The organism is Sphingobacterium cavernae (assembly GCF_008520265.1).
Taxonomy (GTDB): domain Bacteria; phylum Bacteroidota; class Bacteroidia; order Sphingobacteriales; family Sphingobacteriaceae; genus Sphingobacterium; species Sphingobacterium cavernae.
This window is the reverse complement of the sequence record NZ_VIQM01000076.1, coordinates 124,799-149,561: the sequence shown is the minus strand read 5'-3', so window position 1 is coordinate 149,561 and position 24,763 is coordinate 124,799. Positions and strand designations below refer to the sequence as shown.

Genomic DNA, 24,763 nt, shown 5'->3' with positions numbered 1-24,763 from the left:
CTTCTTATTGAATATTTTGGGAGCACTAGCTGCTTATGCTTTCTTCCCTAAAAAACCTTCTTTAAACATACAGTTTGAACAGCAAGAAAACCAATTATTCCTCGCTGCTTAAACCGAACTCACGTTAATTAAGTGCATCTAAATTTTAAAAGAAAAATCTATGTCTTCATTAGAAACTACGTATGTATTCTACAAAGTTTCATTTGGTGATTTGATGCATTTTCATTTGTAATGTCAAATTCTTTTACGAATCAAACCTTAGCGCAATTAGAGCTTTGGACGAATACAGGTCAATATGAGGAAGAAGTCTGTACCTTGCCAAAAAATCTGGACGAGAAAATGGTATGCCTTAGTTTAGAGTGTAATGGCGTGTAATTTTATGAACTGACTACTGAACAATCATCCTATATTGGAATAGCTGTTTACGGTACATTCCAACCAGAAGCTTAAAAGGTGTTAAAATTAATTTTACCTAAAAAAGAAAGGGCCTTGCTAGCAAGGCCCTTTCTTTTTTAGGTAAATCTATATAACATTAAGGATATAGTCTAATTTCAATTTGAATATTCTCTTTAGTTTGGAATTTCAATGTTTGATTAATTTCAGATGACATAGGTTGTATATTTGTATTTTCTTTTATACAATCCTTTGCAAGATTTATTTTACACAATAAATCTTGTATATAATCAGTTGAATTAACTTTTTTCACAGATAAAAATGTTGGTAGATTTGTTTTCTATGTTGTATTACAAATATACTATAGCGAAATATTTAATCTAATACCTAATTGTGTGTATTTTACTCTAAAACAGCTCGTTGAACCCGCTTGCTGTGTACCATTTTAGTGACCTATAATAATCGTGTACCATGTTTTCATTTTCAGCATTTGGGATATAACAAGTAAGTCCACTGTTTTTATTTATAATAAAACCGTTAAATTTTGGAGTATTCGCCTTGAATAATAAGGCAGTATTGACAGCAGTTTTTAATGAGGCAACATTTAGATTGTTATAATTTGTTTCTATAAAATCTAAGAAATCAAATGCAATTAATGGATTACTAAATCGATCAAAATCCATTCGTTGAATCTGATCTCTATTAAAATCGTTATATAAAGGAGCCTGCGAATTGAGAGTTAGTTTCGTGGCATCAGCTAAAGCTTGAAGCTTACTAGCGTCTACTACAGATACGGTCGCAGATTGAAAATTTCCACTCATTTGATTGTAATGATTAAAATACTTTTGAGAAATTGATATATACGCGTTTGTGCCTTCTTGAAATAAATTATTAACAATTTTACTGTAGGGCATACCATTAGCTACCACTTCTCCTGGAGAAGCAATAAAATATTTAGATTTATCTTTAATCTCGTACAATACTTCAACACTTGCCATAGAGCACGCATCAAACATGATGAAATCAAAGACATTACTTGGAATAGCACTGTTCAACTCCTTGATGTCCATTTCATCGCCACCATCATTACCAAATGATTTTAATTTAATTGGACCTACATTGGCTGGCACCCATCCTGTAGCATGTGACCATAATATTAGACCATAGCTTTTTGCTTCGTAAGATTGTTGTACTTCAGTTATGATTTGTCTTAATACGGTAGGATCAGAAGAATTGTGACTCGTGTATTCTTTTATTTTCTTTTTTCCTTCTTTTTTAGAAATATGATAAAGTGCAGGGTTCGCTCCAGGTAGTTTAGCGTAAACAAGCAAATTACCGTCCACATCACCAATGTTATCTTCCAGTTGCTCGATATTATCGTATGCCTCTGGTGAGAGATTATTGTTAGCTGCCATATAGATTAAAATTGTTCTAAATGCTTGTTTTTTATTTGGAGTTGGATTGTTTTCCCCACACGCGCACAACACTAAAAATGTGAAAAAATATAATAAAATAATTGGATTTTTGAGTTTCATGAATGGGTAGTAAAAGAGGTTTGTATGTAATTAATTGTTGTAAAATATTACTTTAAGACAATTTATGAATTTGTTTTTATTTGCAGAAATATAAAAACACAAAAAGGGTGGCATAATTGCCACCCTTTAAGTTTTATAATAATTAAGTATTAGATACCGCTGTTTTTAACAACTGGTACATAGATATATCCAGTACTTTCAGATGCTTTTGCATCAGTAAGTCCATCATTAAATTTATTAGTGACAGTCACTTTATAAACAATTGTGATAGTTTGTTGAATATTAGCACCATTATTTGTCCATACAGCTTGGTTGTTAGAGTATGAAGCAGAAGCGTTAACTAATGTCAATGGAGTTAAACCGTTGTGACTAGAAATTAATCCAGGGTACACACCTACTACTGCTACGTTAGTTAATGTCGCAGCTGTTTCAGTACCTCCTACATAACCTACAGCATATTGATTCAATAATGAGCTTGTTGTTACGAAATTAGGACTAACAAAATCAAAGATTTTACCTCCGTTGAAATCAAGGACTTGTACTGCTCTACGTAGATCTAATTTAGATGTATTATCAGCAGTTACTTCTTTATCGATTAATTCAAGTTTATTACCCCAGTTTGCAGTAGTTCTTGCTTTAACAACCAATGGTTGAACAGGGTTTTTAAATTTAACTGGGAATGATTCTGTTTTGTACGTAGCACCATTCAATTTAGTAGTAATAGTAACATTAACTTCGTCACCATTGATTCTGTTTCTAGCAGCTTGAATTGTTTCATCCAATTGGATTTGTGCAGTGCCTAAATTACCGTTTACAACTGTGATACCTGAGATACCTGCTAAGCTAAATTCAAAAGTAGTATTAGCAGAACCAGCGACTGGAGTTGCAGGTGTTTTAGTCCAGTAATTCCACAAGTCAGCGTCTAATTGCCAGTTGTTACCACCAATGTTAATACCATTGATAACACCGAATGATTGTGTATTATCCCAGAATGTAACTTGTTTAGTTAATGATTGGATATTATTTGCTGTTACAGTTAATGTAATTTTAACATTTACTTCTGGATTAGCTAAGTTAGAAGAAGTGTATTTACCTGTGATAACATAAGTACCTGGTAACACTTGATTACCTAATGTAATCTCGAAGTTGTTTGAGTTAGGAATTGCTGCTGCGATTGGTGTTACAGTTATAGCTGCAGCTCCTACGCCAGAATAAGTACTACCATCTTTCGTAATAGATGAAGTGCTGTAATTAGCAACAGGATAGTTAGTGTTGAACGTAGTTTGGTTCATTCCTAATCTATTGTATGCAGCATCAAATGTACTTGGCTCTTGGAACGCTACGTTTAATGGAGTTGTTGTACCGACAGCAGTCATATTGAATGATGCTGTACCGTTGATAGATACTGGAGTTACTGGAGTATTTACAAGTGCGATTTTAACAAAACGAGTTGCTAATAATGTAGTTCCATTTGGAGCATACATATCAACTTTTACAACCGGTGTTCTATTACCTACAGCCGCTGCTGTGTTGTAGAAACCTGCTGTTCTCTCTGCTACAGAAATTTTTCCATTATCCAATTTGATATCGTCAGCGTAATCATTACCTCCAGTACCATATGGCGAAACTTTGGAGAATTTTAATACATAACCACTAAGCCCATTATCATCCATAGAGATAAGTTGTGGAGTTGTAAAGTTTCTTACAAAGAATCCTTTTAATTCTTGATTTAAGTCAATAGCACCTTTATATGTGTAAGAACTCAAATTTGGTCGTTGAGAAGCAGCTAACTCGCGCTCAGCGTTTTCATAAATGTTTAATGTAAAGTTTGCTTTTGTTTTAGCATCAAGAATACCTGTCGAGACACCAGTAAAAATACCATTCGAAGCATTTTGATCTCCGATAATAGTATTAATTCTAGAATTTGCGTTTACAAAATAATTTGGAGATGCACCAATAGCTTGGAAATCTGTTTGAGGAGTTACTATTTTACCATTAACTTTTTCATGACGCTCAATAGTTACTTCGTTGATATAAACGATTTCCTCTTTTGCTAAATTGTATTCAGATACAACTCTACTTTGTTTATCTCCTGTGCTACCGTCAGCTTGATTTGCTTTTTTATTTAAAACTCTTAAAGCTAAATGTAATTTGTTCGCATCAGAATTTGCTGGGAATGTGATTCCTTGAGGAGTTGCTGCAATAGTAACTTCACTGAAAGTCTTACTAATAGTATTAATTGAGAATTGCGCTAAATTATCTCCGCTGCTTCTAAATACAGGTGCAGCTGTAGCAGTTTGAGACACTAAACCTTCAACATCATAGAAGTTAGGGTTAACACCAAATGGATTTAATTTGTATGTGATTAAACCAGCACCTTGCATTAATGTAGTTCCGTGAGTTGCGTTGCTACGAACGATTTTAGGGAAAGTCAAAACAGGAGAGTTGCTTTCAATAAAGTTAGGCAATAACGCGATACTTGTAATTGCGTTTTTCTCTTTACCTATGAATATACTTTCAGATGCAGTTCCGTTAGAACCAGTGAATACAACATTATATCCTCCGTCAACTTCTACAACTGTTACTTCTCCGGAGTATGCTAATACATTAGTATTTAGATCATTAATAAACCAGTATTTTTTACCACCAACAGTTCTAATTTCAGGAGTTGCACCGTTAGCTCCATTAGTACCGTTAGCACCTGTTGCTTTTACAGTTGATGGAGTCCAAGTAGATCCGTTTGTAGAACTTTCCCAGAAATTTGTTGTGGCATTGATTCTCCATTGTGTACCTGGTGTACCAGCGGGGCCTTGAGCGCCAGCAGGTCCTTGAGCACCAGCAGGTCCTTGAGCACCAGCAGGTCCTTGAGCACCGTTTCTAATAGAATAGTTTACAGTTGACCCATCAGGTTTTTTAAACACAATATCAAATCCACCTGTTACAGAAGTAACAGATTGAACTACCATGTTTGCTGCTAAAGATTGTAATTGTGTTTTTAAAGTTGCAATGTCAGATGCATTCTGCTCAATGCCTTGTTCAAGTCGTGTGATGTCGTCATCATACTTCTTACAGCCCTCTAATACCACCGAGCTACTAATAGCTACGGCTAAGGCTAGTTTGGATAGATTTCTAATTTTCATATTCGCTTTTTGAGATTAGTTCGAATTATTTGTTATTTTATTTTTATATCTAGTTAATAATAATAAGCTGTGTAAAAGTACAACATAATATTGTATTTACAAATTTTTTTTAAATTTTATTTATTATACGTTTTTATTTCGAAAATAAGATGGTGAATGTGCCCGTCAATATCATTTATTTCAACTTCATAAGTGGTTTTAATATTTTTTTTATTTATCTTAATGTGCTCTTTTGCAAAATCTTTGTCTTTTAATTTTATGCATTTTAACGTAGCTAGCGTTATTATGTCTTGGTTTGTAATTTCGTCTTCCAATTTTAGATTGACGGAATCTGTTTTCTGTTCATGTTGGCTTTTCATACCATTTGTTAATAGTTGGCTGTTGTTGCCCTTGTCAGTTATTTTGTAAAAGTACAATACAAAATTGTTTTTTGCAATATGTTTGATGTTTTTTGTATATTATTTTAATTTTCCGACTTTTGGTCTTATTTTTGTTCTTCCTGTAGCAACATTGGAACTAGAATCAACTGTCTAGAAAAGCAATTCTCTATAATTACAATAAAAAATGACAAACTGGGATCGTTTAGAAAAAGTAATAAAATATTTAAACTTCAACGTTAATTCTTTTGCCAAGGAAATAGGTTTGAACAGGGCTGAAAGATTATATCAAATAAAAAGAGGGAACTATGCTATAAGTAAAAACCTTGCTAGCACAATTTCTGAACACTTTCCAAATATTAATGATGCGTGGTTGATTACAGGTGAAGGTAGTATGTTAAAAGATAGTTCGGATTCATATTATAAAATACCTTTGTTTAATGTAAGTTTAGACGAATTCAATATCGATTTAACCAAAATGACGGCAGCCCATGAATTGGAAATTCCAATATTGTCCGGTAGTGATTTTGCTATAGTGAATGAAGGTGAAGCTATGTCTCCAGAAATTGAGCATGCAAGTGTTGTGTTTGTCAAAGAGGTTGATAAGTCTGCAGTAATTTACGGGGATATATATTTAATAATATCTGAACACATAAATTTAATTCGTTTTGTGCGTGGGTTAGATGAGAAAAGATGGAAGCTTGTTGCAAAGAATTCAGCTGATTACGATGAAATTGTAATTGATCATGAACTCGTAAAAGCTGTATATAAAGTGAAAGGTGTGCTTTCTATGGTTACAATGTAATAATGTAAAAAAAATATTTTTAAAAAGTTCATCACAGTTGATGAGCTTTTTTTATATCCCTGATTTTACATTGAAAATATTGTTTTTATTTTTATTGTTTGATTGGGTTAGTGAAAATATTGGTTGTCTTTATTAATATTTATTTCTGTGTATTATGATCGATAAATTGACTCGATACCATCAAACCTTTCTGCAATCTATCTTGATCCGTGCCAGATATAATGTGGTAATTTGCATTTAGCGCATTTAATTCATCTTTCCATATGTTCATAAAGTGCTCTCTTTCCGTTGGGAAGTCACGTAAAGGATCATCTTGCCATGGTAAATCAATATCCATTAACAAATACAGATCGTATTTTCTATTTTGTATTTCTGCTATGATATTTTCAGGTGTGTGTTTGAATAAATGATCACACCATATTTTCACTGTCAGAATTGTGGTATCACATATTAAGATATTGTTTGTTGCTTTACTAGCAACAGCTTCTTCTAGGGCACGTTGACCGTGAAACATATTCACTTCATCTTCTAACGTATATTGGCGATTCAAATCTTCGCAATAAAATCGTGCATATTCCGGGACGCAAAGTGTGTTTAATTCTTTTGCAAGGTAATTTGCCATGGTCGATTTTCCTGTAGATTCAGGGCCTACCACCGCGATTTTCAGAAGAGTATTTATTGAGTGCGCCATTCTTGCAATATTACACAAAATATTAGGGTTGCAAAATGCTTTTGTGTGAAAATGATTGGTCTAAAATGGAGAGAAAAGTTCTATTCTTCAATTAAATTTCTTAATTGAAAACAGGTTAAAAAAGAAAAATGCTGAATAGTTATTGTACTATTCTATTCGCACAGTTTGTACTAGCAAACGATTCAGGTTTTGCTTTAAATACAAAGCCCATTCCTAAGATATAACCCATAGCTTCTTTTAGGGCTACATTTGATTCGAAATTAGGATTGGTATTAATGTCGGCATGTACCTCTAGGTCTACCTCGTATTTGTCAAGGAGAGGACACAAAAGATAAGCGGCTTCGATGGATTTTTGGACTTCAAGGAGCATCCTTTCTTTGATACTCATGCGGTAGGTAATGCGTTCTTTTTGTGTAAACATAAATCCTCCTTTATGTTCACGAAGAAAAACAATGACAGTGGCCATTTCAACAGTGTTACGTTTGACTTGGGAGTCCGTTCCGATGTACACTTTTAGCTTGTTTCCTAATTGTTTTTCTCGAATTATTGCTGTTTCAACAGCTTCGTTGATAGATGAGCGAAGGTATTCGCCATTGAATTTTTGCCATTCCATAGCTAATTTTGTTTTTTATTGAAGTTAAGATTCGAATGTTCATTTTATATGAATGTAATATTAATACTCAATTAAGCTTTGTTGCCATATGCCAAATCGCCTGCGTCACCTAATCCGGGAACAATGTAAGATTTGCTGGTAAGTTCATTGTCTACGTCTCCAATCCACAAATAAGCTTCTGGGATAAAGGCACGAACATGTTGTACACCTTCTTCGGAAGCGATGACTGCTGCAATATGCAACTCTTTAATATTGTATTGACTTAATAATTCTTTACAACACAAGACCAGACTTTTTCCAGTTGCCAACATAGGATCTGCGATGATCACTACTTTATCATCCAAGTCGGGAGTATTCTCGTATTTTTTATGAATTTCAAATTCACCACTTTTTTTTGTGTGACGAAATGCCGCTATGAAGCCCGAATCTGCATGATCAAAAACATTCAAAAATCCTTGATGAAAAGGCAATCCTGCACGAATTATAGTAATAAGCACGGGTTGTTCATCTAGTGTAAGCATTTTCGAAATACCCAATGGCGTTTCAATTTCTTCTTTTGAATACGTGAGATTTCTACTGATTTCATATGCCATGATTTCACCTAATCGTTCGAGATTTTTTCGAAAGCGTAGTCGGTCTTGTTGAATAGAAATATGGCGGAGTTCGCTTATATATTGATTGGCTATACTATTTTTTTTTGTAAGAATCGTAACCATAGCAGTCTAGTTTAGAACCAATTTAACAAATAATATTGACATATGTTTATGTCGCGCCACAATATATCTTTAATGTTAGGAGATGGTGTAAAGAATTGGTATTTTTACATTAGAGGCATTATATGAGATTCGAACTTACATCAGAATACCAACCTACGGGAGATCAACCAGGAGCAATTAAAGAGCTAGTTGCAGGCGTCAAGGAGGGTGAAATTTACCAAACTTTGCTGGGTGTAACAGGTTCCGGTAAAACTTTTACTGTGGCCAATGTGATACAGCAGACGCAAAAACCTACCTTAATTCTTAGTCATAATAAAACATTAGCAGCGCAATTATATGGAGAATTCAAGCAATTCTTCCCCAATAATTCGGTGAATTATTTTGTGTCTTATTACGATTATTACCAACCAGAAGCTTTTATTGCAACAACAAATACGTATATCGAGAAAGATTTAGCGATCAATGAAGAAATTGAAAAATTACGTTTGGCTACGACTTCGGCTTTAATGTCGGGTCGGAGAGATGTGATTGTCGTTTCTTCGGTTTCGTGTATTTATGGTATGGGAAATCCTGAAGACTTTTCACGTTCGATTTTTCGATTTGGCGTAGGTACTACGATTTCTCGTAATGCTTTTTTACATCGATTGGTTGAAATTTTATATTCTCGAACGACTTCAGATTTCAAGAGAGGAACTTTTCGTGTGAAAGGAGATACCGTCGATATTTATCCTGCTTATTTGGATATTGCCTATCGGGTTTCATTTTTTGGTGATGATATCGATGAATTATCTGAAATTGATCCTGTTTCGGGGAAAACAATCATTAAACATGAAAGTTTATCGCTGTTTCCTGCGAATTTATTCGTTACCCCAAAAGATAAGTTTACCTCTTCAATTTGGTCTATTCAAGAAGAACTGGTTGCTCGTAAAGCACAATTGGAAGAAGAAGGCCGGATGTTGGAAGCGAAACGTTTGGAAGAGCGTGTAAATTACGATTTGGAAATGATGCGTGAACTGGGGTATTGTTCCGGTATTGAGAATTATTCGAGATTTTTTGATGGTCGTCAACCTGGGATGCGTCCTTTCTGTTTGTTGGATTATTTTCCAGAAGATTATTTGTTAGTGATTGACGAAAGTCACGTAACGTTACCGCAATTGCGTGCAATGTATGGCGGTGACCGTTCACGCAAAATTTCGTTGGTTGAACACGGTTTTAGACTTCCCGCAGCATTGGATAACCGACCTTTGAATTTTCCAGAATTTGAGTCCTTGACAAATCAAACAATCTACGTTTCGGCGACGCCGGGAGATTATGAATTGCAAAAAACTGAAGGTGTTTTTGTAGAACAAGTAATTCGTCCTACGGGCTTGTTGGATCCAATTATAGAGGTTCGACCGGCAATCAATCAGGTGGATGATTTCCTGGAAGAGGTGGATAAAGCTATAAAGGATGGTGGACGTGTATTGGCGACTACGTTGACCAAACGAATGGCAGAAGAGTTGACAAAATACATGTCTCGACTAAATATTAAAGTGCGCTATATACATTCAGAAGTGAAGACTTTGGAGCGTGTAGAAATTTTGCGTGGTCTTCGTTTGGGGGAATTTGATGTGTTAGTGGGTGTCAATTTATTACGTGAAGGCTTGGATTTACCCGAAGTTACATTAGTAGCAATTTTGGATGCGGACAAAGAAGGTTTCTTGCGTTCGGAACGTTCATTGATACAAACAATTGGTCGTGCAGCACGTAATGACAAAGGTCGAGTGATCATGTATGCGGATAAAGTAACCGACAGTATGCGTATTACGATTGAGGAGACCGATCGTCGTCGAGATAAACAAATCGCTTATAATTTAAAACACGGTATAACGCCACGTACGGTTGGTAAATCGCGCGAAGAAATTATAGAACAAACATCGGTAGCGGATTATAAGCCAGGAGAAGTGAAAGCTTATGTGGAGCCAGATGCATCGTCGATTGTAGCTGCAGATCCATTGATGGAATATATGGGCGAAAAAGATTTCAAGAAAGCTATTGAAACGGTTCGCAAGCGCATGGAAAAAGCCGCTAAAGACATGGATTTCTTAGAAGCAGCTAAATTGCGTGATGAAATGTTTGCGATGGAATCACAGTACAAAGAGAGATTTGGTTAACCCACATCTCTCTTATTTTCTTTCCTGGTATAATTTTATTTTATTGAGACTTAATGTCCAACAAAAGTTTTCTTTTGTTAGATGAAATTTGCCATTCGAATAAAGTGTATCGTTACTTTGATCCAAAATAATACTTTCATCTTCTTCAGCTACAAAAACTTCGGCTTTCTTTTGGACAGAATCTAGTAAAATAAAGGCAGCAGTTTGATACGAATTAGCGGTATTCAAAATATCCAATGAAATGCCTTCTGTGAAAGGTTGAATACAATCATTCTTCAATTGTGACCACGTATATCCTGCAGCTGTAAGACAACCATTTTTATCTTTCGTTCCACCTATATTTTGGAGCGTATCCGTGCTTTCCATTGCATTATTTGTTCTATTGGATTGACAACCTATCAGGAGTAATACAATTGATAATAAAAGGCTTATTTTCATAATTTTGTTAACTTAGTGTGTTATAGGATTTAGCAAAAAATATTCCGAAATACGTTTTACATCTTTTCTTTGGTTACTTTTGTTTATTTTGTAAATAACAATTGTTAAGTTTACGCAATTGTTAACTTAAGTATAGTCTAATTGAAAAAGTGTTAATGAAGAAGGGGGTTTTAGTTATAAAATTCGGTTCTGCTTCTGTAACTTCAGATGGTGAAATCGATGAACGCATTATATTAGAAATTGCTCGTCAAGTTTCTGTATTACAAACACAGTACAATATTGTAATTGTTTCGTCTGGTGCGGTTGCTGCGGGAAAGAAATTTATACCCAAATACAAAGGGACTTTGGAGCAACGTAAAGCTGCTGCGGCAATTGGTAACCCCTTATTGGTGCGTAAATATTCGACCTATTTCAAACCCTTTAAAATTGCATTGGCACAAAGTCTTTGTGAGCGTCATCACTTTTCGAATAGAGAACAATTTTTGCAATTAAAAAGTACATATGAGACTTTATGGAAAAATAATGTAATCCCGATTGCGAATGAGAATGATGTTGTCAGCAACAAAGAACTTAAATTTTCGGATAATGACGAATTAGCAACTCTTATAGCTGCAGGTTTTGGAGCAGACAAATTATTGCTGTGTACATCAGTTCCGGGCGTTTTGGATGCGGACGGAAATGTTATTTCGGAAATTGATACGATTGATAAAAGTGTTCTATCATTAGCGAGAAAAGATAAGTCTTCTGTGGGTTTGGGCGGGATGACTTCTAAGCTGAATTTTGCACGATTGGCTACACAAATGGGCATTGAAGTCGTTATTTTCAGTATGCATGGGGTTGACAATATTATTAAGGCTGTAAAAGGTGAAGTAGGAACTTTGTGCAGGGCACAAGAAAAAAGAGTCTCATCTAAGCAAAAATGGATGGCAAGTGGCAGTCTGATAAAGGGCTTGGTGACGATTGATAAAGGAGCTTTAAGTGCTTTGCGTAACCGCAAAAGTTTGTTGGCTGTTGGGGTGATTGACATCATTGAACATTTTGAAATTGGTGAAGTCTTTCATATCGCAGACGAAGAGGGAACGATTCAGGCTGTAGCAAAGTCAAAGATTGATTCTTTAGCGATGAAGACGAATAGTAAAACTAAGAATTTGGAAATAGCACATGCTGACGATATTGTGCTCATATAATAGAGGTAATGGGAAGTATTCAAGTACAATTACAAGCTGCACAGCGAGCTAAAAAATCAATCAATGCTTTAGCGTTGAATGAAAGACAAGCTATATTGATAGGGATTTCGGAATCTTTGTTAGAAAACATTGATAAAATAATCACGGAGAATAAAAAGGACTTGGATCGCATGGATCCTGCGGATTCCAAATACGACAGACTTTTGTTGACTAAGGAACGTATTATTGGTCTTTCGAATAGTGTGTTGGATGTTGCAAATTTGCCCGATCCTACTGGTGTAACTCTGACTTCAAGAGTACTGGCTAATGGTCTGCAAATTGAGAAAAAATCAGTAGCCTTAGGCGTTGTTGGCGTGATTTACGAGGCGCGACCAAATGTTACTATTGATGTGGCAGCTTTGTGTATTCAATCTGGAAATGTGTGTCTATTGCGTGGTGGATCGGATGCAATTTATACAAATACTTGTTTGGTGGATTTGATACAAGCTGTGTTGGCTGGACACGGAATTGATGTGCATTTGGTACAATTGCTTCCATCAGACCGTGATTTGGTTTATGATTTGTTGACGGCGACGCAATATGTGGATATAATCATTCCACGTGGATCTCAATCTTTGATTGATTTTGTTCGTGAGAATGCTAAAGTTCCCGTTATAGAGACGGGAGCAGGTGTTTGCCATACGTATGTGGATAAAACTGCGGATCTCGATAAAGCTGTAGCAATTGTTGTGAATGCAAAAACGTCACGACCTTCGGTGTGTAATGCGCTAGATACTGTGTTAGTGGATAGAGAAATTGCTGACGCTTTTGTACAGAAATTGGCTTCGCCATTAATTCCTTTTCAGGTGGAAGTCTTCGCTTCAGAAGAATTATACGGTAGCTTCGAACAATTCCGCTATCCCTATTTAGTAAAAGCGCAGGAAGAGGATTTTGGACGCGAGTTTTTGGATTTTAAATGTTCTATTAAGTCGGTCGATGGGCTTGCAGAAGCGTTAGAACATATCGAAAAATATTCTTCCAAACACTCAGAATGTATTGTGTCTACGGATGAACGAAGTATCAATACTTTCTTGCAAACAGTTGATGCGGCTGCGGTGTATGCAAACGCTTCTACACGTTTCACGGATGGCGGAGAATTTGGGTTAGGTGCTGAGATCGGTATTTCTACACAAAAATTGCATGCGCGTGGACCATTTGCTTTGGAGAAGTTAGTCACCGAAAAATGGTATATTCGTGGTGACGGACATATACGATAGCAGATGGGTATTCGATACGAGAAAGATACTATCCTTAATTGGATAAATGAAATGGGTAAGTTCCTAAGATTGTTGGTAAATAAATGGGAGGGACAATTGGAAGATCTCGCACCCGAAGTTATTCCTAAAGGATATAAGGAGTTTTTTAATAAAGAGAGAGAAGAGTTAATAGCACTATCTGATAATGAATTAATCATCTTTGCTTCCACATTAGAACCCGAGCAAATTCGTCCATTCGCGCAATTGTTGATGTATGATGGGTTGATCAATTCAGATAAGATAATTTTGGGGAAAGCTAAAGTAGTTTTCGAATATCATATGAAATCTTCCGGAAGCTTTTCTTTTGAAGATTATGATTTGCTAGGTCAGATTGATAAAGCTTTAAAATAGAAAAAGTCGGAATTCCGACTTTTTCTATTTTAATACCTCTCGAGCGATTACTAACCTTTGAATCTCGGAAGTACCTTCATAGATTTGGGTAATTTTGGCGTCGCGCATTAAGCGTTCCACGTGATAATCTTTCACATAGCCATATCCACCATGAATTTGTACCGCTTCTACGGTATGTTTCATGGCTACTTCCGATGCGTGTAATTTCGCCATTGCCGCTTCTTTTCCATACGGTAAACCTTGGTCTTTTGTCCAGGCGGCTTTATAGGTTAGTAGTCGTGCTGCTTCGATTTCAACTTCCATATCGGCTAGTTTGAATTGTATAGCTTGGTGACTCGAAATTGGTTTACCAAATGTTTTTCTTTCTTTTGAATAAGCTAAAGCTAAATCATACGCTCCAGCGGAGATGCCTAAAGCCTGTGCTGCAATTCCAATACGTCCTCCATCTAAGGTTTTCATCGCAAACTTAAATCCAAAGCCATCGTCGCCAATGCGGTTTTCTTTGGGAACTTTTACGTCCGAAAACATCAATGAATGCGTGTCCGAACTACGAATCCCCAATTTGTTTTCTTTGGGTCCAATAGTGAATCCTGGCAGACCTTTTTCGACAATGAGTACATTTATGCCTTTGTGTCCTAATTCGGGATTTGTTTGCGCAATTATTAAATATATATCTGCGTTACCGCCATTGGTAATCCAGTTTTTTGTGCCGTTAAGTAGATAATGATCCCCTTTGTCTTCGGCAGTTGTATGTTGCGAAGATGCGTCCGAGCCAGCTTCTGGTTCGGAAAGTGCAAAAGCGCCAAGTTTTTCTCCTTTTGCTAGCGGTACTAAATATTTCTGTTTTTGTTCTTCTGAACCGTATTCATTTAACCCCCAAAGCACTAATGAATTGTGCGCAGAAACGATGACAGCCGCTGAAGCATCTATTTTGGAAATCTCTTCTAAGACTAAAACATATGCTAATGTATCCAAACCTGCACCTCCATATTGTTCAGGCGTCATAATTCCCATAAAACCCAATTCTCCCATTTGTTTGACGAATTCACAAGGGAATTTAGCTAATTCATCACGCTCTATTACACCAGTTTTTAATTCCTGCGCAAATTCACGAGCTGCGTCACGAATCATCTTATGTTCTTCAGATAGTTCAAAATTCATTTTATCAAAGTTTATAAGGTTGTAAATCAAATATAATAAATTATACTATGCAAGCATAATAAATTTTTGTTGAAAATATTTATTATATTAGGAAATACTATTATGACAGAATTTTCAAACAATCAAGTTCTTGTAAAAGACTTGCCAGATTGGCGAGATGTACAATTTGAACATATATCGCCAAAATACAAAACAGTCGTTTTGATTCAATATGTAATCCTTATCACAGTATTTCTTATAATACTTTTTGGTGTTTTCTGGTTAAATGATGATCCTTGGAATAGTACTTATCTGTATATTCTTTTTGGCGGATTGAGTTTTATACTACTATTGCTCATTTTGAGTGTATGGTCTTTACGTTATTGGGGGTATGCATTGCGGGAACAAGATATATTGTATAGATCGGGAATTTTTACAAAATCTATTAAGATTATTCCCTTTAAACAGATTCAACACGTAGATATAAAAGAAGGAGCTGTCTCACGGTTGTTTAATCTTTCCAGCATAGAGCTACATACTGCTGGAGCAGGTGAAGGGCTCAAAGTCCCAGGGATTGAGTCAACGCAAGTCGCGATTATGCAAGAGTTCATTTCTCAAAAAATCAGCCAAAAGCCTATTCATTAACTGTATGCAAGAAGCGCATTTATTTGGATTGCCACAGCGGCTTAATTCTTTAGGTTATCTAATCAATATTCTAAAGACTTTTGTAAAAATCATTAAGCAATTATTCTTTTTCATTGTTTATATGGTTTATAAGCATCGTGATATCATTTTTTCTAAATATGTATGGATTATAATTTTCGGATTATTGCTGTTGGTAGCTATAATCGCATTGGTCAATTTCAGAACCTTTAAATATTATGTGGATGAGGAAGCGGAAGAATTTGTGGTTCAAAAAGGTTTATTTAGCAAATCCAAAGTTGTCATCAAGTTTTCCAATATTCTTCAAGTTAATATCACCCAAAATGTAGTCCAAAAGGCTTTATCATTATACGGACTCACACTGGATACTGCGGGCAGCGATAAAGTAGAAGTTGACTTATATGCCTTGGATGGTTTTCATGCAACAGAATTAAAAAAACTTTTGCTGTCGAAAATTCATGGAGAGCAGCAAAAAGTATCCACAGAAGAAACAGATATTTTAACGCCTACAATCAGTTCTGATAAAACAGTCTTATCGTTACCAGCGAAAAATATATTGCTAGTTAGCTTGTTTAGTAATTATCGTCAGGGATTAGCACTTTTTTTCGCTTTCTTTGTGACCATGTTCCAAAACTTTAAAGATGCAATTGAAACATTTGAACTTTCGGATGAAGATATTGACACCGCCGCTGTAAAAGAACTGGCATTAGCTTCAATATTCATGCTTGTGATTATTGTATTGATTGGACTAATGACTATTCCATTCATTATCAATTTAGTTCGATATTATGTCAAATATTACAATTTTAATATTGTAAAAAATATTACTGGAAATTTCAGTATGCAATATGGTTTGTTTAATAAAGTAAATACCATTTTTAACCGTGAGAAAATTCAATTTATCACGTTTAAACAGAACCAAATCTTAAAGCACTTTGGAATAGGAATTTTGTCCTTAAAGCAGTTGGTTACGAATGCTGCTAAGGAAGACAAAAGTAGCATTGTTATGCCTGGAATTATTTTAGCTGATCGCGATAAGGTTTATGAACTTGCGTTTCCAGATCCGATATTTGAAAACACCACAGAATTAAAACCAAGAATAGGATTGTTGATTAATTTATTTATCAAAATGTTGTTCTTTTTTGGGCTGTTAGGTATTGCTCTTTACTATATAGAATTCGATACGATGTTAATATATCCTGTCTTTTTAATTCTTCTGTTAGCAACTACAATTTATAATTATCTTTTCTATAAAAATTATAGACTGATTTATAATGATAATTTTATAGTAAAACGTTATGGAATGTGGAATGAAAAGGAAATAGTCATTCCGATGGCGCGTGTGCAGAGTGTAGGTGTATCACAGACAATTTTTCAACAACAATCCTTTACAGCGAATTTGAATATTTCTACCGCAGCCAAGGGAGTGAATTTTCGATTTTTTCCTGATGATGAAGTAAACCAAATCGCGAATTATGTGTTATATAAAATAGAAAAATAAATTTATAGCAGATAAAAATTGGAATAGATAATAAAGTCTACTATATTTGTAGGGTTAATAGATTATTTTAATTTAAAACAACAAAAATATGAGTTTAAGATTAGGAGATGACGCGCCAAATTTTACAGCGCAAACGACTATTGGAGATATAGATTTTTACGATTATACAGCAGGAAGTTGGGTAGTATTATATTCACATCCTTCGGATTTCACACCCGTTTGTACAACAGAATTGGGTCGTACTGCACAATTGAAATCAGAGTTTGAAAAACGCAATGTAAAGGTCTTAGCATTGAGTGTCGATCCAGTAGAAGAACATTTGGAGTGGGTGAAAGACATTAATGAAACACAAAATACTACAGTAGATTTTCCAATCATTGCAGATAAAGATCGTAAAGTAGCTGAATTGTATGATATGATTCATCCCAATGCGTCCGCTACAGCGACTGTTCGTTCGGTATTTGTGATTGGTCCAGATCGTAAAGTCAAATTGACATTAACTTATCCAGCATCCACAGGACGTAATTTCAATGAAATTCTAAGAGTAATTGATTCTTTGCAATTGACAGCAGAATATTCGGTAGCTACACCAGCAGATTGGTCGCACGGTGAAGACGTAATTGTAGTTCCTGCGATTAAAACGGAAGATATCCCAGCTAAGTTTCCGAAAGGTTTTAAGGAAATCAAGCCTTATCTACGTGTAACACCACAACCAAACCTCTAATCACGACTAGCACAAACAACATATATAACTAGAAAGCCAACTATCTTTAGTTGGCTTTTTCATTGTATGAATTTCTTCGTTTTCTCAATATAAAGGACACCAGTATCGCAGAGATGATGATAATCAACAGATGTACTGCCAGCTGTTTATAATCCAATGTGTAGTGCTCATTACTTGAGAAATACAGGAAAGATTGTGTTGCTAATAGTAGAGACAAGAATATGAATAGATATATCCAAAAAGTTTTCATGTTAATTCTAAGATATTAAATATCTAATATTCAAACAAATAAATTTTGTAACAAAAAAGGACACATTGCTGTGTCCTTAAACTATATGATGATTTTAGACTAATTTTTAATAAACTTTGACAATATATATAAAGTCTTGTAACTTTTTAATCTGTTCGGTACGGCTTAATTTATTTAGTGAATTTTTGTTGTTCAGTACGATATTACCTTTCAAAGAATCGCTTGGGATTTTGTTAAGCGTTTCAATTAATTCTTTTGATTTAATGGCGAAAGCAGCACCGTCAATGCCTTTTTGTTTACCCGAAATAATACCTACGATATTACCTTGTGCATCCAAAACAGGGCCACCACTATTACCTGGGTTTACAGGAATTGATATTTGATAAGCAATCGTATCACCCGAATACCCCGTATTTGAACTTAAATAACCTTGACCATAAACCGCCTCATCACGTGGAAAACCTATTGTATATATATCCTCACCGACATCAGCCAATTGTCTTTTGAATGTGTAAGGCACAGTTTTAACATTTTTGAATGTAGAATCTACAATACGTAATATCGCAAGATCTTTTTCTGCATCCGTATGAATGATTTCCGCACGGAATGCTTTACCTTTTTGATTTTGCAACTGAATAGAATCCGCACCATTAACGACGTGATAATTTGTTACCACATAACCATCTTTAGTCAATAAGAATCCGGTAGCACCGAAATGCGTAGGAGTTTCTTTCTGTGTAATGTCGTTTTTGTTGATGTTTTGAATGACTTTGTTTTGTGCAGTCACATTACGTTTTACAGAATTCATTTCTCTACGCAAAGCACTATAGTCTGAAGTTGCTTTTTTCACATCTGTGAAATAGCCTGTCAACCACAATGTACTAAATACAGAAATAAATGCTACAGCCGCCGCGACACCGGTATTAATCTGTAATTTACTCCAGAATGAAATAACTTTTGTGCCGAAGTCTTTCTCTTTCTCAAAAGAGGAAACTTGTGCGGACTCTTCTAGGAGCGCAGCTTTAAAATGATTTCTGTGTTCGTTTTCTTGGAAAGTAGCTAAGAAATTCTTGTGTTCTTCGAAAATTTGCGCATATTCAGGGTTAGACTGGCAAAAATTTTCGAAAGCCTGAACATCTATTGGTTCAAGTTCACCTCTCAAATATTGGTCTGCCCATTCTATGAAATTATGCCGCTGCATTTGCATATTACTCTTTGATTTTGATCGTAAAAAATATCTTTTTGAGACGTTGTAAGCATTTATACTTTTGTGTCTTTGCGTTGTCGCTATTGGTATATCCAAACTTTTCCGTTATATCCTGCATGGATAAGTTTTTGATATAAAAATCTTTCAACAGCGTCTGACACGGTTCGCCTAATTGAGTCATTGCTTCGTTCATTTGATCAAATTTGTTTTCAATCTCTTGATGTTGTTGCAAATCCTCTTCGACATGTAATATATCTTCAAAATCCGATATATCAGCCGTATTAGTGCTGTGTCCTTTTCGCGACAACTGCTTTAACCACAATCTGCGCGAAACAGCATACAAAAAAGTACTGAGTTTACTACTCAACTCAAATTTTTGTTGAGTAATCTTATCGTACAATACCATCACCGCCTCTTGAAAGATGTCTTTCGCTTCTTCATCACTTCCATTATTGTTGATAATCATGTGTGCAATCGAAGGGTAGAATGATTTGTATATCTTGTGGATAGACCTATTATCTCCCTGAGCGATGCCGTTGATGATATCAGCGTCTGAAACGTCTGCTGGTAATATGTTCTTAATCTTACTCACTTATTAATACCCTAAAATCCAAATAGTAACCCTTTGAAAATTAAATTTAAGATATGAAAAAAATCTCACCCAAACGTAGTGGAATTTTTAATGAAAACCCAATAAACTTAATGAAATTACTAGGATATTGTTTTAACCAATTGTTATACAATATCTTTTGTTTGAGTGGAATTGATAAGTGTGCAACAAATATTCATTAGAATTGAAAATTCCGCAAACGTGTGTGTTTACTTTGCCTGTTGTATTTGCTCTAGGATATGATATTTTTGTTTTATACTTCTTAAACAATGAATTGCAAATCAATTATTTCTCTTTACTTAATGCTAACTTTTATCTTGTCGCATTCGCATGCGCAGGAACGAGTTGGAACAATCATGCCGGTTACACGAAATCTAAATGGATTCGCTTTTGGTGTGAAGGATGCGCCCGAGGGCAATGAATGGCAGTCACCTCAACAATTGTCGTTGAACAAGGAATTGCCTAAATCGTATTTCTTTTCCTTTGGTAATACAGAGCAAGCGTTAAAGGTATTACCAGAAAATAGTCCTTATTACCAAAGTTTAAATGGCACTTGGAAATTCAATTGGGTAAAACATCCAGATGAAAGACCTATGAATTTCTATGAAAATTCATTTGATATAGCTAAATGGGATGATGTTCCTGTGCCGATGAGTTGGAATATTCTAGGTATTCAGAAAGATGGTTCCTTAAAATATGGTGTTCCAATTTATGTCAATCAACAGGTAATTTTTCAACACAGCGTCAAAGTTGGTGATTGGAAAGGTGGTGTAATGCGCGAACCACGTCAAGATTGGACAACATATACCTATCGTAATGAAGTCGGATCGTACAAAAGATCGTTTGATGTGCCTAAGGATTGGAAAGGGAGAGAAGTGTACATTAATTTTGATGGGGTAGATTCGTTTTTCTATTTGTGGATAAATGGCAAATATGTGGGTTTCTCAAAAAACTCCAGAAACTTAGCTTCGTTTAATGTCACTCCTTATCTGAATGAAAAAGGTTCTAACACGGTATCTGTTGAAGTTTATCGTAATTCTGATGCTTCGTTTATCGAAGCTCAAGATATGTTTAGACTTCCAGGTATATTCCGTATGGTTTCATTGACTTCGAAGCCGAAAGTTCATGTACGTGATTTAATAGTTATTCCGGATGTTGTGAATGGCTATAAAGATGGAGTATTGGAGATTTCAGCTGATGTAAAAAATGCAAATAAAAAGCTTCATAAAGGCTTCACGCTGACATACAAGTTGTATGAAAATACGTTATACTCTGATCAGGTTGAAAATTTGATAGCCACTGTCGTTGATGAGGCTGGAGAATCAGCTAAAATGGATCCGCAAACTATAGCTTTCACGACCAAACATCTGAAAGTTTCTAATGTACGTTTGTGGTCAGCCGAGAAACCTTACCGTTATACTCTAGTTGCAGAACTAAAAGACAGAAAAGGAAAAGTTATTGAAACGGTGTCCACACATGTGGGATTCCGTAAAGTAGAAATAAAAGATACCAAAGCGGAAGACGATGAATTTGGATTAGCGGGGCGCTATTATTACATCAACGGCAAAACGGTGAAGTTGAAAGGAGTGAATCGTCATGAGACAAATCCAGAAACAGGTAAGGTGATTTCTCGTGCGCAGATGGAAGATGAAATCAAATTGATGAAACGTGCGAACATCAATCACGTCAGAAATGCGCACTACCCAGACGATCCATATTGGTATTACTTGTGTGATAAATATGGAATTTATTTAGAAGATGAAGCGAATATTGAGAGTCACGAATATTATTACGGTGAAGCTTCATTGTCACATCCACCAGAGTGGAAAAATGCACATGTCGCACGTAATGTGGAAATGGTACATGCTACTATTAATCGCCCATCTGTGGTTATTTGGTCATTAGGAAATGAAGCTGGACCAGGTCAAAATTTCGTGGAAGCATACAATGCGATTAAAAAAATAGATATTTCGCGTCCTGTACAATACGAGCGTAATAATGCGATTGTGGATATGGGTTCAAATCAATATCCTTCTATTAGCTGGGTGCGTGGCGCAGTAACGGGAAAATTTAATCTCAAATATCCATTCCATATTTCTGAATATGCACACTCGATGGGTAATGCTGCAGGTAATTTAATTGATTATTGGGAAGCGATTGAATCCACAAACTTCTTTATGGGCGGTGCATTGTGGGATTGGATGGATCAATCGATGTATTATTACGATAAGAAAACTGGTGAGAAATTCTTTGCGTATGGTGGTGATTTTGGTGACAAACCGAATGATGGCACTTTTGTGAATAATGGATTAATCTTCGCGGATCGTACCGAAAAACCACAATATTGGGAAGTCAGAAAGGTATACCAAAATGTCGGCGTAAAAGCTTTAGACATTACAAAAGGCGAAATCGAAATTTTTAATAAAAACTATTTTGTTTCGTTAGAAGATTTTGATATCCAATGGGCATTATTTGAGGATGGTTTAGAAATCGAAAGAAGTTCTGCATTTATAGGACCGAAAAATATAATTGGAGCTCGTCAAAAGCAGATTGTACGTGTTCCTTTGTCTTTTGATAGATTGAAAGAACAATCGGAATATTTTGTGAAAATCCAATTTATACATAAGGAAGATAAATTTTGGGCAACAAAAGGATACGTTCAAATGGAAGAACAATTACTAGTGAAAAATGCAACTAACAAACCTTTAATTTCTACGGTTTCAAAAGGAAGTGCTTTTAACATTTCGGATAACGCGAATTTAAAAATCGTAGAAGGAGAGGGATTCAAAGCTGTTTTTGATCTTCAAAAAGGAACTATACACAGTTTGTCGTACAATGAGAATACGATTATCCGCGCAGGTGAAGGTCCAAAATTGGATGCGTATCGTGCACCACTGGACAATGACAATTGGGCTTACCAACAATGGGTGGCAAAAGGATTACATAATCTAAAACACAAAGCATTATCTAATTCTATCTTCCAAAGAGCTGATGGTGCATTGGTGTTATCATTCGTAGTAGAATCGCAAGCACCTAATGCTGCAACTATTCAAGGAGGTACTTCTGGTACCTACAAAATTATAGAGCACACAGATAGGCCTTTTGGTGATTCGGATTTTAAATTCACAACCAATCAGATTTGGACGGTTTATGCTGATGGTTCTATTGAGTTAGAATCAATTGTTTCATCGAATGATGAAAGTTTTGTATTAGCGCGATTAGGTTATGGTCTACAATTGCCGGACAATCTAAGCAATTACACTTATTATGGTCGAGGACCAATCAACAATTACGCTGACCGCAAAACAGCACAAAATATAGAATTGCATAAAAGTACAGTTAAGGATCAGTTTGTGAATTGGGCTAATCCACAAAGCATGAGTAATAACGAAGAAGTACGATGGGCGTCGTTAACAAATGCGAGTGGTAATGGCGTTATTTTCGTAGCGAAAGATCAGTTAGCAACTTCAGCATTGCCTTGGTCTGAATTGGAAGTGACATTAGCACCGCATCCACATGAATTACCAAAAAGCTCGGGCACTCACTTGCATTTAGACGCTGCGGTTACAGGATTAGGTGGGAATAGCTGCGGTCAAGGTCCTCCGTTGGAGCAAGATCGTGTGAAAGCTACTACAACTTCATTAGGATTTATTATTCGTCCAGTTCGCAATGCAAATTTCATAGCGCAAGCTAATGTGGCTGCAGCAGGTGAAATGCCGTTGACTGTTACACGTAATAAAGTAGGTGAGGTGACTATAGCAAGCGATAATAAAGATGCAAAGATTATGTATCAAGTCGGTAAATCAAAACCACAGTTGTATACTTCTACATTCAGATTGAGAGAAGGTGGAGAGGTAACAGCTTGGTATGAAGCAAACTCAAAAATCAAAACCTCGGTAGTATTTCCACGGATTGAGACTGTTCCTTTGAGTGTCGTATTTGCTTCGAGTGAAGAAACTGGTGAAGGTGCAAAATTCTTAGTAGATGGTAATCCAAATAGCATTTGGCATACGATGTACTCGGTTACAGTAGCCCAATATCCACATTGGGTGGATTTTGATATGAGTGAAGTGAAACAAATCAAAGGATTTACGTATTTGCCACGTCAAGATGGGCCTAATGGTCGAATTAAAGATTACAAAATCCAAATCAGTTTGGATGGTAAGACTTGGTCAGATACAATCGTAGAAGGAAGCTTTACGCGTGATGCTGGTGTGCAGACAGTGCGACTTAAAGAGGCTATAAAAGGACGTTACCTAAGATTTACGGCTTTAAGTTCACAAAATGGTGCGGACTTTGCGTCAGGCGCAGAATTCGGGATTATAGCAGATTAGCAATACAATTTTCACTTTTTAATATAGAGCAGAGACAGCAATGTTTTTGCTCTTTTTTGGTGTGCCCGACATGGGCGATAACTCTAGGGTGCAAGTCCCGAACACGCCATTACAGTTGGAAGTGTTAGCCGAAGGCAAGGGGGTCCATCGTGAGGTGGAATCTGAAGGAAGCATTAGGCAAACTTTCGGTCTGACGGACAGAAACTACATATAAGGCCTAAGCTGCTGGATGAGGTTGCAACACAAACTAAAGTCCTATACTGTACAGAAGCATCAAGGTAAATGTAGCAGACACATGAGATGAAAGTTATCGTTCTTACCCGGGGAGATCTCACAGACTTGTGGAAGTTTTTTTTTCAGAAGCAAGGAGTAAAGCTAGCTGTGAGAAGTCAGCCGATTTCGTAGTACTTGCTTACGGCAAAGCAAGGAAGGAATGAACCTTAAGTTAGTGATCAATACATGAGAATTACCTAATGAAGGATAGAATGCAGAAAATTGATAACGTTTATCAACCTGATCACAAAAGAATAGGGCGGAACCCGAATGCTATGTGGGAGGGCAGACTTTTATTAGGATGATTGAAAAGAACCTCACAGACACAAACACATGAGTAGATGGACTTTTAGAACAACTTCTTAGC

At 35.9% G+C, this 24,763-nt stretch carries 19 protein-coding genes and 2 pseudogenes; 11 read left to right on the top strand and 10 right to left on the bottom strand.

Annotation, left to right across the window (positions count from 1 at the left end):
- Together FLS47_RS19160 and FLS47_RS18650 are read left to right on the top strand one after the other, a co-directional pair.
- Positions 1–112, top strand: a pseudogene (locus tag FLS47_RS19160) (IS982 family transposase); the annotation flags it as partial.
- A gap of 110 nt (positions 113–222) precedes the next feature.
- Positions 223–375: pseudogene (locus FLS47_RS18650) on the top strand (adenosylhomocysteinase); the annotation flags it as partial.
- Positions 376–800: 425 nt separating this feature from the next.
- Here the strand turns inward: FLS47_RS18650 and FLS47_RS14825 are convergent.
- The 3 genes from FLS47_RS14825 to FLS47_RS14815 form a co-directional block, all read right to left on the bottom strand.
- Positions 801–1,808, bottom strand: a complete 1,008-nt coding sequence (locus tag FLS47_RS14825) for a clostripain-related cysteine peptidase (RefSeq protein ID WP_188347446.1) — start codon at positions 1,806–1,808, stop codon at positions 801–803.
- 269 nt (positions 1,809–2,077) lie between these two features.
- Positions 2,078–5,068: a collagen-like triple helix repeat-containing protein gene (locus tag FLS47_RS14820; protein ID WP_149915124.1), complete on the bottom strand. Its 2,991-nt coding sequence runs from the start codon at positions 5,066–5,068 to the stop codon at positions 2,078–2,080.
- Between the two features lie 116 nt (positions 5,069–5,184).
- Positions 5,185–5,427, bottom strand: a complete 243-nt coding sequence (locus tag FLS47_RS14815) for a hypothetical protein (RefSeq protein ID WP_149915123.1) — start codon at positions 5,425–5,427, stop codon at positions 5,185–5,187.
- A 205-nt stretch (positions 5,428–5,632) separates the two neighbouring features.
- Between FLS47_RS14815 and FLS47_RS14810 the strand changes: the two genes are divergently transcribed.
- Entirely contained in the window at positions 5,633–6,250 is a 618-nt protein-coding gene (locus FLS47_RS14810; protein WP_149915122.1) for a S24 family peptidase, read from the top strand.
- Between the two features lie 139 nt (positions 6,251–6,389).
- Here FLS47_RS14810 and FLS47_RS14805 read toward each other — a convergent pair whose 3' ends face one another.
- From FLS47_RS14805 to upp, 3 genes are all read right to left on the bottom strand, one after another.
- Positions 6,390–6,941 (bottom strand): AAA family ATPase, encoded by a 552-nt coding sequence (locus FLS47_RS14805; protein WP_149915121.1) that lies wholly within the window; start codon positions 6,939–6,941, stop codon positions 6,390–6,392.
- Between the two features lie 139 nt (positions 6,942–7,080).
- On the bottom strand, positions 7,081–7,554 hold the full coding sequence (locus tag FLS47_RS14800; protein ID WP_149915120.1) for a ribonuclease H-like YkuK family protein: 474 nt from the start codon (positions 7,552–7,554) through the stop codon (positions 7,081–7,083).
- A 71-nt stretch (positions 7,555–7,625) separates the two neighbouring features.
- Positions 7,626–8,270: a uracil phosphoribosyltransferase gene (gene upp, locus FLS47_RS14795; protein ID WP_149915119.1), complete on the bottom strand. Its 645-nt coding sequence runs from the start codon at positions 8,268–8,270 to the stop codon at positions 7,626–7,628.
- A 122-nt stretch (positions 8,271–8,392) separates the two neighbouring features.
- Here upp and uvrB point away from each other — a divergent pair, with 122 nt between their 5' ends.
- Positions 8,393–10,423, top strand: coding sequence for an excinuclease ABC subunit UvrB (uvrB, locus tag FLS47_RS14790; protein ID WP_149915118.1), 2,031 nt, complete (start codon positions 8,393–8,395; stop codon positions 10,421–10,423).
- A 12-nt stretch (positions 10,424–10,435) separates the two neighbouring features.
- Here uvrB and FLS47_RS14785 read toward each other — a convergent pair whose 3' ends face one another.
- Positions 10,436–10,861, bottom strand: a complete 426-nt coding sequence (locus FLS47_RS14785; protein ID WP_149915117.1) for a hypothetical protein — start codon at positions 10,859–10,861, stop codon at positions 10,436–10,438.
- Positions 10,862–11,016: 155 nt separating this feature from the next.
- Between FLS47_RS14785 and proB the strand changes: the two genes are divergently transcribed.
- Genes proB through FLS47_RS14770 form a run of 3 tightly spaced genes read left to right on the top strand, consistent with a single transcriptional unit; the run spans position 11,017 to position 13,694 of the window.
- A complete protein-coding gene (gene proB / locus FLS47_RS14780) occupies positions 11,017–12,048 on the top strand; it encodes a glutamate 5-kinase (protein ID WP_149915116.1) in 1,032 nt (343 codons plus the stop codon).
- An 8-nt stretch (positions 12,049–12,056) separates the two neighbouring features.
- Positions 12,057–13,304, top strand: a complete 1,248-nt coding sequence (locus FLS47_RS14775) for a glutamate-5-semialdehyde dehydrogenase (RefSeq protein ID WP_149915115.1) — start codon at positions 12,057–12,059, stop codon at positions 13,302–13,304.
- Between the two features lie 3 nt (positions 13,305–13,307).
- Positions 13,308–13,694: a hypothetical protein gene (locus FLS47_RS14770; protein WP_149915114.1), complete on the top strand. Its 387-nt coding sequence runs from the start codon at positions 13,308–13,310 to the stop codon at positions 13,692–13,694.
- A gap of 24 nt (positions 13,695–13,718) precedes the next feature.
- Here the strand turns inward: FLS47_RS14770 and FLS47_RS14765 are convergent, their stop codons facing one another.
- On the bottom strand, positions 13,719–14,855 hold the full coding sequence (locus tag FLS47_RS14765) for an acyl-CoA dehydrogenase (protein WP_149915113.1): 1,137 nt from the start codon (positions 14,853–14,855) through the stop codon (positions 13,719–13,721).
- Between the two features lie 102 nt (positions 14,856–14,957).
- Here FLS47_RS14765 and FLS47_RS14760 point away from each other — a divergent pair, with 102 nt between their 5' ends.
- From FLS47_RS14760 to FLS47_RS14750, 3 genes are all read left to right on the top strand, one after another.
- The gene (locus FLS47_RS14760) at positions 14,958–15,479 is read left to right on the top strand and encodes a PH domain-containing protein (protein WP_149915112.1); all 522 of its coding nucleotides are present in this window, start codon (positions 14,958–14,960) and stop codon (positions 15,477–15,479) included.
- A gap of 4 nt (positions 15,480–15,483) precedes the next feature.
- A complete protein-coding gene (locus FLS47_RS14755) occupies positions 15,484–16,998 on the top strand; it encodes a PH domain-containing protein (protein WP_149915111.1) in 1,515 nt (504 codons plus the stop codon).
- A gap of 88 nt (positions 16,999–17,086) precedes the next feature.
- Positions 17,087–17,722, top strand: coding sequence for a peroxiredoxin (locus FLS47_RS14750; RefSeq protein ID WP_149915110.1), 636 nt, complete (start codon positions 17,087–17,089; stop codon positions 17,720–17,722).
- Between the two features lie 356 nt (positions 17,723–18,078).
- Here FLS47_RS14750 and FLS47_RS14745 read toward each other — a convergent pair whose 3' ends face one another.
- Positions 18,079–19,179, bottom strand: a complete 1,101-nt coding sequence (locus FLS47_RS14745; protein WP_149915109.1) for a S1C family serine protease — start codon at positions 19,177–19,179, stop codon at positions 18,079–18,081.
- A gap of 1 nt (position 19,180) precedes the next feature.
- Entirely contained in the window at positions 19,181–19,771 is a 591-nt protein-coding gene (locus tag FLS47_RS14740) for an RNA polymerase sigma factor (protein WP_262713886.1), read from the bottom strand.
- 287 nt (positions 19,772–20,058) lie between these two features.
- Here FLS47_RS14740 and FLS47_RS14735 point away from each other — a divergent pair, with 287 nt between their 5' ends.
- A complete protein-coding gene (locus FLS47_RS14735; RefSeq protein WP_223225320.1) occupies positions 20,059–24,123 on the top strand; it encodes a glycoside hydrolase family 2 TIM barrel-domain containing protein in 4,065 nt (1,354 codons plus the stop codon).
- Positions 24,124–24,763 lie beyond the last annotated feature (640 nt).

What these genes read in the sequence shown, in the direction of transcription:
- FLS47_RS14825 (WP_188347446.1), bottom strand. Translation starts at nt 1,808, where the DNA reads ATGGCAGCTAACAATAATCTCTCACCAGAGGCATACGATAATATCGAG.
- FLS47_RS14820 (WP_149915124.1), bottom strand. Translation starts at nt 5,068, where the DNA reads ATGAAAATTAGAAATCTATCCAAACTAGCCTTAGCCGTAGCTATTAGT.
- FLS47_RS14815 (WP_149915123.1), bottom strand. Translation starts at nt 5,427, where the DNA reads ATGAAAAGCCAACATGAACAGAAAACAGATTCCGTCAATCTAAAATTG.
- FLS47_RS14810 (WP_149915122.1), top strand. Translation starts at nt 5,633, where the DNA reads ATGACAAACTGGGATCGTTTAGAAAAAGTAATAAAATATTTAAACTTC.
- FLS47_RS14805 (WP_149915121.1), bottom strand. Translation starts at nt 6,941, where the DNA reads ATGGCGCACTCAATAAATACTCTTCTGAAAATCGCGGTGGTAGGCCCT.
- FLS47_RS14800 (WP_149915120.1), bottom strand. Translation starts at nt 7,554, where the DNA reads ATGGAATGGCAAAAATTCAATGGCGAATACCTTCGCTCATCTATCAAC.
- upp (WP_149915119.1), bottom strand. Translation starts at nt 8,270, where the DNA reads ATGGTTACGATTCTTACAAAAAAAAATAGTATAGCCAATCAATATATA.
- uvrB (WP_149915118.1), top strand. Translation starts at nt 8,393, where the DNA reads ATGAGATTCGAACTTACATCAGAATACCAACCTACGGGAGATCAACCA.
- FLS47_RS14785 (WP_149915117.1), bottom strand. Translation starts at nt 10,861, where the DNA reads ATGAAAATAAGCCTTTTATTATCAATTGTATTACTCCTGATAGGTTGT.
- proB (WP_149915116.1), top strand. Translation starts at nt 11,017, where the DNA reads ATGAAGAAGGGGGTTTTAGTTATAAAATTCGGTTCTGCTTCTGTAACT.
- FLS47_RS14775 (WP_149915115.1), top strand. Translation starts at nt 12,057, where the DNA reads ATGGGAAGTATTCAAGTACAATTACAAGCTGCACAGCGAGCTAAAAAA.
- FLS47_RS14770 (WP_149915114.1), top strand. Translation starts at nt 13,308, where the DNA reads ATGGGTATTCGATACGAGAAAGATACTATCCTTAATTGGATAAATGAA.
- FLS47_RS14765 (WP_149915113.1), bottom strand. Translation starts at nt 14,855, where the DNA reads ATGAATTTTGAACTATCTGAAGAACATAAGATGATTCGTGACGCAGCT.
- FLS47_RS14760 (WP_149915112.1), top strand. Translation starts at nt 14,958, where the DNA reads ATGACAGAATTTTCAAACAATCAAGTTCTTGTAAAAGACTTGCCAGAT.
- FLS47_RS14755 (WP_149915111.1), top strand. Translation starts at nt 15,484, where the DNA reads ATGCAAGAAGCGCATTTATTTGGATTGCCACAGCGGCTTAATTCTTTA.
- FLS47_RS14750 (WP_149915110.1), top strand. Translation starts at nt 17,087, where the DNA reads ATGAGTTTAAGATTAGGAGATGACGCGCCAAATTTTACAGCGCAAACG.
- FLS47_RS14745 (WP_149915109.1), bottom strand. Translation starts at nt 19,179, where the DNA reads ATGCAAATGCAGCGGCATAATTTCATAGAATGGGCAGACCAATATTTG.
- FLS47_RS14735 (WP_223225320.1), top strand. Translation starts at nt 20,059, where the DNA reads ATGAATTGCAAATCAATTATTTCTCTTTACTTAATGCTAACTTTTATC.